This is a genomic window from Zavarzinella sp. (assembly GCA_041399155.1).
In the GTDB taxonomy this organism is placed as follows: Bacteria; Planctomycetota; Planctomycetia; order Gemmatales; family Gemmataceae; genus JAWKTI01.
Genome location: JAWKTI010000004.1, coordinates 17,353 through 33,405 on the forward strand (window position 1 = coordinate 17,353; position 16,053 = coordinate 33,405).

General features: G+C 48.3%; 9 protein-coding genes. 5 read left to right on the top strand and 4 right to left on the bottom strand.

Annotation, left to right across the window (positions count from 1 at the left end):
- Positions 1–46: 46 nt before the first annotated feature.
- From R3B84_17810 to R3B84_17820, 3 genes are all read left to right on the top strand, one after another.
- On the top strand, positions 47–286 hold the full coding sequence (locus R3B84_17810) for a hypothetical protein (GenBank protein ID MEZ6142418.1): 240 nt from the start codon (positions 47–49) through the stop codon (positions 284–286).
- Positions 287–313: 27 nt separating this feature from the next.
- Complete coding sequence (locus tag R3B84_17815; protein MEZ6142419.1) at positions 314–1,813, top strand: ISKra4 family transposase; 1,500 nt, start codon at positions 314–316, stop codon at positions 1,811–1,813.
- Positions 1,814–2,022: 209 nt separating this feature from the next.
- On the top strand, positions 2,023–2,700 hold the full coding sequence (locus R3B84_17820; GenBank protein ID MEZ6142420.1) for an HTH domain-containing protein: 678 nt from the start codon (positions 2,023–2,025) through the stop codon (positions 2,698–2,700).
- 320 nt (positions 2,701–3,020) lie between these two features.
- Here R3B84_17820 and R3B84_17825 read toward each other — a convergent pair whose 3' ends face one another.
- The 4 genes from R3B84_17825 to R3B84_17840 form a co-directional block, all read right to left on the bottom strand.
- Positions 3,021–5,105 carry a c-type cytochrome domain-containing protein gene (locus R3B84_17825; protein MEZ6142421.1) on the bottom strand — a complete coding sequence of 695 codons (2,085 nt, stop codon included), beginning with the start codon at positions 5,103–5,105 and terminating at the stop codon, positions 3,021–3,023.
- Positions 5,106–5,186: 81 nt separating this feature from the next.
- Positions 5,187–7,604, bottom strand: a complete 2,418-nt coding sequence (locus R3B84_17830; GenBank protein ID MEZ6142422.1) for a DUF1549 and DUF1553 domain-containing protein — start codon at positions 7,602–7,604, stop codon at positions 5,187–5,189.
- Between the two features lie 83 nt (positions 7,605–7,687).
- Entirely contained in the window at positions 7,688–10,177 is a 2,490-nt protein-coding gene (locus R3B84_17835; protein MEZ6142423.1) for a hypothetical protein, read from the bottom strand.
- 102 nt (positions 10,178–10,279) lie between these two features.
- The gene (locus tag R3B84_17840) at positions 10,280–11,611 is read right to left on the bottom strand and encodes a DUF1501 domain-containing protein (protein MEZ6142424.1); all 1,332 of its coding nucleotides are present in this window, start codon (positions 11,609–11,611) and stop codon (positions 10,280–10,282) included.
- A gap of 722 nt (positions 11,612–12,333) precedes the next feature.
- Between R3B84_17840 and R3B84_17845 the strand changes: the two genes are divergently transcribed.
- On the top strand, positions 12,334–14,157 hold the full coding sequence (locus R3B84_17845; protein MEZ6142425.1) for a hypothetical protein: 1,824 nt from the start codon (positions 12,334–12,336) through the stop codon (positions 14,155–14,157).
- A 65-nt stretch (positions 14,158–14,222) separates the two neighbouring features.
- Complete coding sequence (locus tag R3B84_17850) at positions 14,223–16,037, top strand: hypothetical protein (GenBank protein ID MEZ6142426.1); 1,815 nt, start codon at positions 14,223–14,225, stop codon at positions 16,035–16,037.
- Positions 16,038–16,053 lie beyond the last annotated feature (16 nt).

Here is a 16,053-nt window from a genome sequence, read left to right on the forward strand (position 1 = left end):
TTTGCTCCGTAAGCAGCAGGCCATTTGCGTCCAAAGAGATCTAACGATGAAGATTTACTGTGAATGTGGTACGACGATTCATGATGCATCGGACTGTATCAAATACAAAGCGCATTTCATTCCTGACGAAGTAATGAATAAACTGATGGAAGCAATTGATGAGGCTATTGAGAAATCAGGACCTACTGCGAAAGGAGTGCAACCGGTCATTCGGGAGGGTTGGGTAACTGATTTAGCAAATTGGGGTGTAAAAAGATGGGTCTTTCTGCGATATCAGGGGTTCTGACAACCAAACATCGCAGGAGACCCAATAATGATTATCCCAGACACATCTTCTTCAATCAACCCCAACTTCCTGTTTGGCCTATTTGATCGACTCGCATCAGAAGTCAATCGTGCTGTACAGGAATGCATGCCGATTCGTGATTTCGAGCAACATGTTCAACAATCGGTTGCTCAAATTGGTGCTTCAGCAATCTCGTTGTACCTGGAAATGCTTGGCGATGGCGACGTGGGAGAAAAGATCCAGACAGAAACAGGTGAAGTGCTTCATCGCAGCGAAGAACCCCGACAACGGTCCATCCGAACGATCTTTGGTGAGCATCGGTTTGAGCAGTATGTTTATGGCGTCGATCTTGGCCGCAAGATTGATTTGTATCCTGTGGATGTCATGATTCAGATGCCAGCAAACACATATTCTCCGTGGTTTCGCGAGGTCATGCATTATCTCAGCACAAAGATGTCGTATCAGGAATCATCAGATGTGATTTCTTTGTTGTATCTGCAAAAGAGTCCGGTCGATACTCTGGAACGAAATATCCACAATCTGAGTGAATCTGCAGAACAGTTTCTGAATGAGATCCCAATTCCTGCACCAACAGCAGAGGGAAAGATTCTGGTGGTGAGTGCCGATGCCAAAGGAGTCCCCATGGTTCGCAAGACGAAGGCGATTCCAGCGTTTGATCAACGGTATTTTCCTGGTAATCGGCGTATGGCGACGCTGGCGACCGTATATTCCGTGAATGAATATTTTCGAACGGCTGAAGAGATTGTCGCAGCGTTATTTCGAGAAAACTCGAATCGTGAGGAGAAACGCCCCGAACCGGTGGGCAAAGTGGTTGCGGGATTTTTGTCGCAATGTGATGCGGAGGGGGTGCTGATCAGAGGCACGCACCACGCGATGGTGTGGGCAGCAGAACAGGTCGAACGTCGCCACCAATCAGGTCAGCCTTTGGTACGGCTGATGGATGGTCAGACCAGTTTGTGGGAAGCATCTGATGTCAATTTCGATTCATACGAAACAATTGATATCCTGGATATCATTCATGTTGCCAGTTATGTGTGGGATGCGGCAAAAGTGTTTGAGTCTCACCGTGAACATCAGGAAGCGTTTGCTCGAGACCGCCTATTGAGAATCCTGAAGGGAGATGTGAAAAGTGTGGTTTCGGGAATCCGTCAGAAAGCGACAAAAAGCGAATTGAAAGCAGAAAAGTTAAAGAAGATTAATCAGGTTTGCAACTACTTTGAAAAGAACTACCACCGGATGAGATATGACAGCTATTTGCAGCAAGGGCTGCCGATTGCAACTGGGGTGATTGAAGGGGCTTGTCGGCACCTGGTGATGGATCGAATGTGCCGCACGGGAATGAGATGGAAAACGAAAGGGGCCCAGGCAATGCTACACGCCCGAGCAATTGATCTGGCAGGTCGAACCAGAGATTTTCATATTTACCTGGCTAACCAGGAATACCAAAGAACAGACAGGTTCCGCAAACAGCTCAATCTGTCCCACTTATTACCCTTGCCCGGATGACCGGTTGCACTCCTGCGAAAGAGAAAGAAGTTGCTTGTATGTGCATCCGGAACATGATCCTCGATTTGTCTAGATCAGCTTGGCAATGTCGCGATTGTGGCCGCGTGTATATTTATGATCATTTGTATCAGGTCCAGCAGTTATTACCAGCCAATGATGACGTGCCTCGTGATCTGTTCCATACATCTGAACACAATGGGGATTAACTGATGTCCACAGATATGACTTGGCGAAAAGCCATTGAAAAAGTACTGAATGGCTCTTCAACTCCACTGCATTACAATGAGATCACTGAGCGGATTATCTCAGCAGGTTTGCGAAAAAATCTGGGTGCAACTCCAGCGAGATCTGTCAATGCAGAAATTTCAACTTCTATGAAGCGAGAAGGTAACTCTTCTCCATTCATTCGCATCAGCAAAGGAACATTTTCATTGCGCCCTGAAGCTGTTGAGTGGATTGCCACACCAAAACTTCTTGGTCAGCAGCAGATTGGAGCTATTCCAGTGGATTTCAACAAACAATTAGGAATCTACCTACTCTATGACGGTCGAGAAGTTATTTATGTTGGCCGTTCAACAGATCGACCATTGGGAAGGAGACTTTACGAACACACCAATGATCGGCTATCAGCACGCTGGGATCGATTTTCATGGTTCGGGTTGTTACCTGTTTCTGAAAAGGGAGAAATCGGTGCCTTACCGGAAACATATCCTGCTGCAAAGTTAATTCCGGCCTTAGAAGCTATTTTAATCGAAGCTTTGGAACCACGCCAGAATCGAAAAAGAGGTGATGATTTGGCTGCTGTGGAATACCAGCAAAAAATTGACCCTGAAATTGAGAAAAAGAAAGTAAAAGCTACTTTGGATGCAGCACTGAACAAACTTTGATATTTGATTACTTGGGTGCTGATGGGTGAAAAAATTGCCCAGCTGCGGGCCTGGGCCACCAATCGGTGCGTCCCCGCGGATGGGTGAGCGATGTCACTTGGATTGGAAAGGCAATGAATTTTGACCGCCAAGACGCAACTGTGCCAAGAAGAAAAATAACAGCTATCCTGGGCTTAAGATTAGATGCCGCTTCAAGTTTCCTTCCATGGATTCCCGCCTCAGGTCCATCGATTGATTGTCATTATAACCGTTGGCAACGATCTCTGGTGACAATTCCAACAATTCGATTTGTTCAGAGAGGAAAGATGAGTTTTTTCTAATTACTTCTGGCTGGTTGCTGCATCAAGCTCGGCTTTTGCTTTGTTTAACGCGTTGGTTGCATTGCCCAAACCAGCAGTTGCCTGATCCAGTGCAGTTTTCAACGGTGCCACAGCTTGTGTTGCTGCATCGAAGGCCATTTTCTTGGCTGGCACTGCCGCCTGTGCTGCCTGCATTGCTTTTGTATGAGCTGCCACTTGCTGAGTGGTAGTCGTTAATGTGGTGGTAAGGTCAGTCACTGCCTTTGCCAGATCCTGAGCCTGTTGCTTTAAGGCTGCTTCGGCTGCGACTGCTGCCGTTTGTGCCTTTTCTGCTTCCATTACCTTTGCTGTCAATGCAGGAGTCTGTTTTTCGTCCTTGTTGGCTGCCAGTGCGGCTTTGGCTTTTTCCAGATTCGCTTTAGCCGTGGTTACCGCCATCAGTGCGGGTGGTAGTTTTTGCTGCACCGCAGTCTGCATTGCTTTTGTTGCATTCAGTTTGTCGGTGGTGGCTTTCACCGTGGCGTTGGCGGTTGCCAGTGCCTGGGTGGTAGTTTCCACCAGCTTGGTAGCGGCATCCAGTTCCGCTTTCTTCTGATTCACCACATTAGTGGCGTTGGTAAAGGCGTTATTTGCCTGTGTCTGGGCAGCAGTTGCCTGGGTAAGCAGTTCCTGAGCTTTGGCCAGCACCTGTTGTGGAGTAGGTGGGTTGGTGGATACCTGACCTACCAGTTTGGCATCAGCCACCTGGAAAGCCATGACGTTGCCCAGCCAATCGCCCGAATAAACCTTGGTACTGTCGTGGTTGATATCGGCACGAAGGGCGAGGTCGCCGTGGGCTGCAAACGATTTTTGCAGTGCACCATTCAGATCCCAGACTTTGGTGACACGGTCACGACCGGTGCTGACAATGCGGTTATCGTGGCTGAATCGCACATCAAGTGTACCCCCACCGTGGCCAGTCCAGCTTTTCACCTGGGTGCCGTTTTCCATTTCCCACAGTCGAATCGTAGCATCTTCGCTGCACGATGCCAGCACGTTTGAATCATCCCGCCAGCTCAGACCAGTGACTGAATTAGTATGACCTTTGAGGTTGTAGAATTCCCGACCAGTCACTGCCTCCCACACCCAGACACCGCCTGAGCGATCAGAGGAGGCTAACAGCACGCCATCTGGACTGAATGCGAGTCCATAGATCCAATCGGTATGCTTCTTGATTTCACGCACCAATGAGGCATCTTTGGTGGAGTAGATTCGAATCATTTTGTTGGGGCTGCCCAGTGCAATCAGCGTTTGATCGGGTGAAATATCTGCAGCGAGAACTTCATCGGTTTCGTTGCCCACTTCGATAATCTGTTCGCCGGTGCGAATATCCCAGACCACCACTTTACCTGAAAGTCCACCCCGGCCACCGCCTGCAAGCAGTAAACTGCCGTTCTGGCTGAATTTCAGCACGGTGGGGTTACCCACTGGAAATGGCAGCACACCCAATAAATCCAGAGTGTCACCGTTGTAAATGAGAACCTGCTTCTGCCCACCGATGGCTACCAGAGGTGCCCACGGGCTGGCGGCGAGTGCGGTAACAGAGTTGGCACGTTCTGTGGTAACCTGCAGTTTCTTTGGCAATGCTTTGGTGGGCATTGGCACCACATCCGGCTTACCACGTTTGACCGACATCAAAGTGACATCGGTTTTGGGCTTTACCACAACAGGCTTGCTGTTGAGTGTTTCCAGCGCACCTGTCTGAATCCACTTGAAGAGAAGATCCACCTTGGCTTGTTCAATCATCGGCTCACGTGGGGGCATTTTTGGCCCTTCTTTGTGGGCGGTAAGCCGCCAGAGGCGAGAGTTTTCGGCATCGCCTGGTTTCATGACTTCGCCGGACGCACCACCTTCCATGATTTTGGCATAGCTGGACAGGTCCATATCCGATTTGGCTTCCGCACCCTGGTGGCAGCCAATGCAGTGGGCACGGAAAATCGGCAGAATGTGGTCGACAAAAGTAATTTTGTCTTTGTCTTTGGGTTCCGCAGCGATGCTGGAAACACTGGTAGCACACGCCACCAATACAGCCAGCAGCCCACGTCGATATTGAAAGAGATTATTCATATGCAGCATCGTAATATTCAATAATTAATGAAAACTAATTTATTTTTGGGCTAATCGTGGGATGGTGGGCTGTCGGCGGGCTTAGTGATTAAACACGAACTCACGCGAGTTCATTAACGCCCAGAAGAGGTCTTCAAAAAACCGGGCTTTGTCACCTTCCGCCGTCAGAATCTTGGTCAGTTTGTCCAATTCATCTTTCGTTGGTTTCCGCGACAGGGTCTTCATATACAGATACTCAATCATCTCGCCGTCTGGGCGTTTGGTCCCCAGCAACTTCGTAGTGACATTCCCCTGTCGGATCCGTTGAGTAGTGGCATCACCGTTCAACAGGTGCAGCGATTGCGACAATGTTGGCTCCAGTTTTACTTCGCAGGAACAGACCGATTCACGGCTAGCGCGACCGAACGTACTGAGGAAGTAGTTAGTGACACGACCGTCAGCAATCTGCACAGCACGTGCACCAGCGGGTAGCCCCTGGAACTTGTTCTTGGTTTCAGTTACCTGGGAGATAATGTCCAGCATCGTTTCAGCACGAATACGGCGAATCGATTGACGGGCAAAGTTTCTGGTATCACCTTCGTTGGAAGCGTTTGGAACGGTGGACCGTTGATAGGTCTGCGACATACAGATATCACGCACCAACTTCTTGAAGTCGTAGTTGTAGGAAGTAAACTTCTTGCCCAGTTCATCAAGTAGTTCGCCGTTCGATGCGGGATTACTGATCCGCACATCGTCGACTTCATTAATAATCCCCTGACCAAAGAAGTGCGACCAGACAATGTTTGCCAGGTTGGTGGCAAAGTATGGGTTTTCTGGCGATGCCAGCCAAGCGGCCAGCACCTTTCTGCGGTCTTCGGTGGGGCGGTCTGGTTCAATACCACCCAGGAACTTCGGTTTCATCACGCGATTGTCCACCGGGTGACGCACATCCCCACTGTGGCGGTCGAAGAAAATCGTTTCACGTGGGTCTTCGCCTTGTTTCCGCCCAATCTGAGAGAAGAACGCGGTAAAGCCATAGTAATCGTCCATCGTCCAGCGGTCGAACGGGTGGTTGTGGCATTGGGCACATTGAATCCGCATGCCCATGAACACCTGAGCCACGTTTTCCGAGGTTTTCAGGATATCCGTTTCAATCAGATAGTAGTTGCTGGCGGGGTTACTGAAGGTCCCACCGGTGGCACCGAGTAATTCCTGCACCCACTGGTTCACAGGCACGTTGTTGGAAATACGGTCCTGCAGCCAGTTGTAATAGAGCAAGGTTGATTTGTAGCTGACATTGTTATCGGAACGAATCTGTAACAGTTCGGCCCACTTCATCACCCACACTTCAGAAAATTCTTTGCGGTTCAGCAGTTCATCAATCAATTGTTCCCGCTTGTTGGGTGCGGTGTTGTTCATGAAGCTTTCGCATTCCTGTGCAGTGGGCAACGTACCGACAATGTCGATATATACCCGACGCAAAAATGCTTCATCTGTGCACAATTCGGATGGTGCAATGCGGAGATCCCGCAGTTTTTTGTGCACCAATGTATCGATATAGTTGTTATCTTTGACGGCAGGGAAGTCAAACTTCAGCCCCTTGGGCAGCACCACAAATGGAGAACCCACGGTGAAGGTGGCAAAGCGAGCCATCACAAATACTTCCCCACGTTCACCTGCGGTGACAGCACCGTCGGTGGTGATGGTGGCGGAGTTATCGTTGTTCGACAGGAACAATGTCAGGTCGGTCACATCGCGGTCGTGGCCATCGCTATATTTGGCACGCACGGTCAGGCGCTGTTTGGTGCCTTTACCGTCCATCACGGCTCGCTTGGGATAAACTTCCAGGCTGATCGGGCTGGCTACATCGGCAGCATCATTGGGAACACCTGCTTCGTGCCAGCGAATAAGAGATTGCCAATACTGGTCGCCTTCTTTGATTCGTTGCCCACCAGTGTGGGGGACTTTGCCTGCGGCTTTTTCCATCAGCAAACCTTCGGCGGGCAATGCCAGGTTCACCCGACGGCCATTGATTTCACGAGTAAGCCGATAGTGGTCACCAGCGGGATCGTAACCAAACAGCGACAGTCGAAAACCATCTTTTCCACGTGCGGCACCATGGCAGGAACCGGCGTTACAACCAGTTCGCATGAAGATTGGCATCACATCCAGGCGGAAAGAAACCGCACGTTCCGCGGCAGCACTTTTTACATTGACTGGCAAGTCGACAACTTTGCCACCAAATTCCACTTTCAGAGTGGTGGCACCATCAGCGATCGGGTGGACAATATTTTTATCGAGGCGGGCCAGTTTCGCGTCCGCAATGGTGGCTTTCACTTGATCGGTCACGTCCTGAGACAAACCGTCTGCATACCATGCCTGCACAATAAAAGATTGGGAGTCTCTCTTTGTTTCAAGATTGATGTCCGGTGGAAATACTTCGATCGAAACCAGTGGGGATTGTGCCCACGTGGGTATCGTAAGCATTCCAAATAACAATCCAGTAATCAACAAACGCATATTACGTATCCTCATGCGGTCATCGCGTGCGGAAAATTGAACAAATACAATAAATTTCTGTCTGGGCAATCAATCGGGCAAGACTATTTCTTCGGTTCTGGTGCCGGGGCAGGTGTGCCACCTGCGGCAGCAGCTTTTTCACGCTCTGCCTGTTCCAGACGCAACTGTTCCAGACGAGACAACCGTTTTACGGGCTGACCTTCAGGAGGTTTCGGGGTGGGCATTGGTTTCTGTGTCACCATTGGAGCATCTTTCTTCGGAGGCAATGGCACATCGACACGCAGTTCAGTATAGCCCAGGTTATGCAGCACCGGTTCGCCATTTTCCGTGATCACCACTTGTGCAAAAATGCCTTTGTGAGTACCCGCTGGCGATGTAGGATCGGTTTTGACATCAAAAATCAACTCTTTGGTGTCCTTATTGAACTCCAAAGGCGTTGCGGTTACCTTGTTTGGCAGACCAATCAGTTGAATTTTGGCATTGCCAGGGAATTCACGATCGGCCTTGATCTTGGCCACAAATTGAGTTTCTTTACCTTGCTCCACTGCTGTGCGTGCCACAGAAACTGTCACATACGGTGCGGCAATTTCCAGCGTTGCAGCCTGAGAGGAAACCCAGTGATCGCCTTTGCCTTCGGTGGAATTGGCCACTACCACATACATCCACTTTCGCACGGGTGCGTTGCGGTTAGCGTTGATTGTGAGAAAAGCCTCATTTTGGCCAGCGGGAATCTGTACTGATGTTGCTGAACTCACCCCAGGTGGGTTGTACAGAGGCAGCACGTTGATAGCAGCGGTAAAGCCAGCTTTGCGTTCTGCCACCACTTTCAATTGCATCGAGCCATTGTGGACCAGAGGCACTTTGGGTTCCACAATGCTGATCTTGAAAGGCACTTCTTCGATCACGTTCACATTGGCACGGTTGAAAGTGCTGGAAACATAAATCGACTGACCAGGGTTTCCACGAACCAGTTGAGCATCCTGTTCAAACTTGCTGGCGGCCTTCACGTTAGGATCAGTGGGTTTGGCAATAACTTCTACCAGTTTGCCACTCAGTGGGGCATCGGGGGCGGCTTCAAACACAATCGGAACCACGGTCGTGTTAGCAGCCATGGTTTCGGTTTTCATCGTTACTTTTTCTGGCAGGCCATTCATCGCGATATTCAGATCCCCACCCCAGTTCTGGCGGGTGGCGGTGATTACTGTTGCAAAGCGATTCCCGCGTGGTACGCCAAAGGCCTGCCGTAATTGTGAATAGCGAGCCACTTCTGGAATATCCATCAGGGTTGCTGGGGTAATCGGGTCCATGCGAACTCGATAGGTATAGGCAGGGCCACCATCTGAGAGGTGATCTTTCACTGCCAGCACATATTCCCCATCCTGTGGGATGGAAAGACGGAAATAGCTGTCGGGGTTGCGGCCGTTATCATCATTGGCAGCGATCTGACGACTACCTTTTAACGAAACGGTCATTACAGGATCTAGGGCGCTACCTAATCCACGTGCGAGGCACTTGACTTCAAAAACCTGACCTTTCTTGGCGTTAAACACAAAGTGGTCAATATCGCCTGGCTGTTGAATAATACCATTGAAAGTTACCGGGAATGCGGTTGCCGGAGAAGCGGTCGCATGGTCGTTATTTGGTTCTACTTCAAACGCATTCGGATCGTTGGACAGGTCAAACGGAATCGGGGTGGGTGTAATCCCACCTGCGTCTTCACAGTGCAGATAAAACTGCCCTTCCGGCATCGTTTTGGGCAATTGGACTCGTTTCTTGATAACGCCTGTGGCATCACCCAGAAAACTTACTTCAATTTCTTCGCCCAGTTTCCCACCTGCAGGGTAAACTGCAATAGGGCGTGGGAAGGTGCCGATATGCAATCGATAGGTGCAGGCACCGTTGCCGGCGTAGGATGTTTCCCGCACCTGAACAATATATTTGCCATCTTCGGGTGCCACTACCGAGAGGCAGCCGTCCTGCTTCAGGAGAGCTGTATCATCGGAGCGTGCCATTTCAAAGCGTTTCGAATTCAGAATGGCAATGTAGGGATCGAACATGGTGTTCCCAAGCCGCATCCCTTCTACCTCCACACTGATCCGTTGGCCTTTCTTGGCTTCCACCACGTAGTAATCATCATCTTCTGTGTTTGCCACGCCTTCCACGGTGGTGTTTAATGCCACCGCTTGTGGTTCAGCAAAATCGTTGTTCGGTTCTTTTTCCCGCACCTGTGGCAGAGCACCCACAAAGAACGTGCTTATTTCACTAATTCCCGATTTGGTCCGAACCCGAACCTGATGCTCTCCCAGTGGGCAATCTGCTGCAACACGCACCTTAGCTTGCATTCGTGTGGGAGCAGGATTTTTCCCAGGGGAAAATTCCAGCAATTCAACCCCAGGCTGATAGAAGATCAGCCCAATGGCATCGTCCAGAAATGTTCCCGAAAGAATCAGTTCTGTTTCAGTGCCACGCTGAACCCCAGCAGGGCTAATACGACGCAGGGTGGGACTGGCTGCCTGGCAAGTTGCCGCAGCCAATACCATCGTGCAGAATGAAGCGATCAGTTTGTGATGCATGTTTTTGATCATGATTGTTTGAGTTCTGGTGAGTACAAACATCGACAATTTGGCTTGCAGGTGGTGGGAGGTGCAGGAAACCTTACCTGCACCTTTTTCAACTTAGGCCAACAGCTCTTTGACCACTTTGCCACCATCGACAATTTCGATGGGGCGGTCGCCAGGAGCCATCAGTTCTTTTTCGCCATTGATGCCCAACTGGTGGTAAACCGTCTTTGCCAGGTTTTCCACGGTCAATGGATCTTCTTCCGGTTCCGTTGCTGTTGCATCGGAGCTGCCGTAAATGCTACCACGTTTGATCCCGCCACCTGCAAGAACGACGCTGAACACTTTGGGCCAGTGGTCGCGGCCTGCGGTGCCGTTGATCTTGGGGGTACGGCCGAATTCGCTGGAAACCATCACGAGGGTGCTGTCGAGCAGCCCACGGCGATCCAGGTCGGTGATCAGAGTGGCAAAAGCCTGATCAAACGCTGGCAATTGATTGGTGATGCCCGCTTTGATGTTGTCGTGCATGTCCCAACCACCGTAGGTCAGGTTGACGAAACGAACACCCGCTTCCACCAGTCGGCGTGCCATTAACATCCGCTGGCCAGCAGCATTACGGCCATATTCATCGCGAACGGTGCCCGATTCTGCATTGATGTCGAACGCTGCCTTGGCTTTGTCCGAAGAAATCAGTGCATATGCCTGATGGTAGAACGTATCCATCGCAGCAATATTGTCGGACTTTTCACGCTTTTCGAAGTGCTCGTTCACGGTGTCCAGGATGTTCCGGCGGCTGGAAAATCGCTTGTCGTCAATGCCACCTGGCAGTGCCAGGTCTTGCACGCGGAAGCCTTCACTTGCCGGATCGCTTCCCAGTGCGAATGGTGCAAACTTGCTGGAAAGGTAGCCGCTCCCTGCGTAGGTATTCGGCACGCTTGGCACGCACACGTAAGGAGGCAGGTTATTTTTTGGCCCGAATTCATGGCTGACCACGGTTCCCATGGATGGGAACTGCAGTGCTGGACTGGGGCGATACCCCGTGAACATATTGTGGGTACCACGTTCGTGAGCCGCTTCACCGTGCGTCATCGAGCGGCAAACGGTAATTTTGTCCGCAATCTGTGAGGTTTTCTTCATCATTTCATTGAAAAAGACCCCATCAAGCTTGGTTTTGATCACGCCCATTTCGCCACGATATTCAATCGGTGCGTTGGGTTTGGGATCAAACGATTCCTGGTGTGCCATCCCACCCGGCAGGAAGATGTGAATGACAGACTTTGCCTTTCCTTCTTTGCTCTCAAAATATTTCTGTTCTGCGTTCGCAGTTTTGGTGCGTAAGAACCCATCGAGGGTTAAGCCCAAAGAAGAAATCGCACCCACCTGCATAAAAAATCGGCGGTTGGGTTTGCGAAAATGTGCGGGATCATCGTTCCAAGTCACAGGACGCATCGAGAAATCTCCATGCTAATTGCGATTAGCTTTCTGCGGTATGGTTAATACAGTTGGCCGTGCCTAAACTACGGTTACCTACTGCTGGAATGTACTCTGGGTACTACCCAAAAGATCCACATTCCGGGGAGGGTACAACTCCCTGCTAGCTTAACTACTGTTTTCGTGCGTGTCAATAGGGTAGTATTATTTTTTTCACTAATTTTTTCTGCTGCACCCACTGAAACTACCGCGGACAGGGCAGAACCTTGCAATATCTCGTTGGGTGAACAGATTAACTCTGTACACGGGGAGGTTCAAGTGATCTTGGCTGCGATAATTGAAATACTCCCCGGGATATCATTCTTATAGCCGAACATATATTTGATTTACCTGAAAATTGTTCGGATGACGATCATTTTGTTCAGATGCAGTATTGTATTTTCTCATATCTGCGAGATTTTTTGTACAGGTATTTTTTGAACTTATCGCCAGTGGGTGATCGCAATTTTGGAAAAATTCACAAAAAAGTTTGGAGCTCCGCAAGTTATTTCCACGCAAACAGTTACGTCAGACATTTGTAGAGAAAACTTGTCCTGGCGAGAAAAAAAATGCCAATTCTGGAACAGTCGTGGTAATATTATATGTGCGTGGAAATAATTTCATGCTCAGTGATCGGCGCGGTTGAATGGACAATACCATTAGAAAGAATGAAAAGTTTGTGAATCGATGAGGAGATAACGATGCTGCTGCCCACAAAACGTATTGATTTTCTGTCGATGTTGCTGGTTGGCCTGATATGGCAACTGACGCCCCAGTCTGCACGTGGCGATGAAGCCAGCCCCACCCTTGCTGAATTGCACCAGCAATACAAGAAACTTGGCCTGCCACTGCCACCCAAGGGATCCAAGTTGGTGCGGTATTATTCTGGGGATATTATTGAAGATATCAATCATCCGATGCCCCAGTATGACCTTGCTTTTTTAATGAAGCCCGCGACAAAAGACGAAGACCCAATTGTCCTTCGCGCCACCTTGCAACATGATTGCGCACTGAAGGAAATTATTGAAATTCCACCTCATTTCGAAAAAATCATCAAATTCGATCTTCGGGATGAGCAATTATTGATCTACGCGATTCAGTGCCATGAACTGGGCCTCAATGAATTGTCTAAAAGGATGTTTGATGAAAGTAAAAAGCGAATTAAACAGCCACAATTCAAAGTCCTTCTGGAGAATGCCTGGGATTATTATGACGCACTGTTAATTCATCCAACGATTGATCGAAAGTTTGCCTACTTAGGGATGATGCACCTGATGAAGGAAGATCAGGATTTTGATACCAAAGAGAATCGTGATTTGTTGAGATCCCTGGAATTAGCGTTAATTCCCAGCACGGCAAAACCTGGCTCAATTGAATCGTTGATCGATCAACTGGTCGATTACCACGAAATTACTGGCGATACTGCTGGATTTGGTGGTTTTACAAAGCAATTGTATTTACAGATCGCTTGTCTTGGTTTTGAAGCCATTCCTGTACTCATCAAGCATCTGGATGATGAACGACTTACTCGCGCCAGAGATTATGATGTTAAACGAAATCCACGTATTAAGACTTGGAAAGTCCGAGATATTGTTTGCGATTTACTTGCCAAGCTTTCAGGCAATCGTTTGCCACGGGAAACGGAATCAGGGGAGATCTTTTACGAGGAATGGCGAACTAGTCATTATCGCCTTAACAAGGCAGCTGTAAATAAATGGTGGATAGAAACCAGCAAAAAGAATGAGGCAGACTACATGGCAGAGTTTGTGATGCCTCCCGTAGATAAGAAGAAAGAATTTCTGTATCTCAACACGATTTTACTATATGTGATTCAGAAAAAATACCCTAACCAGCTACCAGTCATCTACCGAAATCTGCTGGAGAAGCGGCCTGAGGTAGATAGTACGGAGATTGCCACAGCATTGATGAAATCCAAGTTGCTGGAAAAGGATAAAGTCGCAATTTTTACGTTGGCAGCGAGACATTCAAAACTAGAGCATCGTTACGATGCACTCGATGCTTTAAGTCAAATGGAGCAGCAACCGAAGTTCGATGAATTACTCCTGGATACTCTTGTGCATTTCCCTAAAAGCCTCGTAGGCCGGACAGCGTTTCGAATTGAACTTTCAATTATGAAACTATCTGTACAATCTAATAAGCCAAAAACACTGCAGATAGTATCAAAGTTGCTTACTGAGTGCCCGTGCCTCTTCCGAATGTGTGTTCTCCGTGAACTTGGTGAAGTTGAAATGGAGTATGTCTTGAGCGATGATGAAATGCTGGATGATATCCCACAAAGACTACGATTATTTCAGGCGTTCCTGCAAGATCAAGAGATTCCAACGTTTGAAGATCCACCAGAATGCGCTGTGGAGAAAATTGAAGTGCGGAATCATGCAGCCTTGCAAATTGCTGCGGTATTGAAAATCAAAACCAAGCTGAACGCCACTTCCACCCCAAAGCAATGGGCGACGTTTCGAGAGAAGATGAATCAGGCTGCAGAGTTGGAATTAAAGAAAAAGTAATTGCTTACCGGAAATATTGTTTGTTTCACAAAATGATTGATTTGTAAATGGATGAGGAGATAACGATGCTGCCCACAAATCGTATTTGGTTGCTAATGATGTTGCTGGTTGGCCTGATATGGCAACTGACGCCCCAGTCTGCACATGGCGATGAAGCCAGCCCCACCCTTGCTGAGTTGCACCAGCAGTACAAGAAACTTGGCCTGCCACTGCCACCCAAGGGGTCCAAGTTGGTGCGTTATAATTGTCCAGACAAATTCTACGAAGCAGTTGAACAAAAACCATTATATACACTCGCCATTCAAGTACCTTCAACATCGAATGATATGCTTCCAACTATCATTTTCCGAACATTAAAATTCGAGTGCCAGAAGAATGATATTGTCGAGATTCTACCTGAAATCAAGAAAATCAAATCATTTGAAAATGACTTAGGTAAAAATGACTCATTGATTTACGCGATTCAGTGCCATGAACTGGGGCTCAACAAGCTTGCAAAGTACTTTTTTAAAGAGTTTACAAACAACCCCAGTGGGTGCCCACTTTCATTGATTGCATGGGAGCACTGTTTTAATCTGTTGATTCATCCAACGATTGATCGCAAACCGATTTATCAACAAATGTTGCATTTGTTAAACCAGAGCAAAGATCTTGATACGCTGGAGAACCGCCAATTGCTGAAATCATTGGAGTTATCATTAAAACCAAGCATTGCAAAACCGGGTTCAGTTGAGGCACTGATCGACAAGCTGGTGGATTATAATGAAATCACAGGTGGAGAAGGCAGATTCTCACCAAATGAGTTCTATTTACAAATCGCTTGTCTGGGTTTTGAAGCGATACCCATGCTCATCAAACACCTCGATGATGAACGGCTTACGCGTTCGAGAGATTTCCGTCTTCACCGACAACCTATTGAGATGACGACTTGGAAAGTTCGAGATATTGTTTGCGACTTGCTGTCTGATCTGTCAGGCTGGCGACTGCCACGGGAAACTAAATCTGGTGAAGTCGTAGAGGGAGAATGGCGACATAGTGGTTATCGCCTCAACAAGGCAGTCGTTGACCAGTGGTGGAAAGAAACCAGCAAAAAGAATGAAGAAGACTACATGGCAGAGTTTGTTCTGCCATCAGCAAATAAGGACAGAGAATTTTTTGAGCTGAACAGGGTACTGCTGTATGTGATCCAGAAAAAATACCCTTTACGGCTCCCGGAGATATACCGGAATCTACTGGAGAAACGACCTGAAGTAGAAAGCTCACTAATTGCTGAGGCAGTTTTACAATCCAAATTATCGGACAAAGAAAAGGTTAAGATTTATTCAATCGCCGCTCGCCACAGGCAATTTGACCACCGTTATGATGCACTCAGTGCATTAAGTCAAATGGATCACCAGGGTCAGTTTGATAAGCTATTTCTGGATACGGTTGCCGAGTTTCCAGTTAGTACTGCCAAACGTACCGCATTTCCGCAACTCATCTCTATATCAAGTTTAGCAGTCAACTCTAAGAACCCAGATACATTAACCACATTTATCAAGATTCTATCTGAGTGCCCATCCTTTTTCCGAATATCTTTGCTCCGCGAACTTGGTGAATCTGCGATGGTTCGTCGTTGGAGTGATAATGGATCGCTACAGTACATTCCTCAAAGACTACGATTATTTCAGGCGTTACTGCAAGATCAAGAGATTCCAACGTCTGAAGTTCCACCAGAATACTCTGTCGAGAAAATTGAAGTGCGAAATCATGCAGCCTTGCAAATTGCTGCGGTATTGAAAATCAAAACCAGGCTGAACGCCACTTCCACTCCAAAGCAGTGGGCAAAGTTCCGAGAGAAGATGAACCAGGCTGCAGAGTTGGAATTGAAGAAAAAGTAATACGGTACTGGGGATG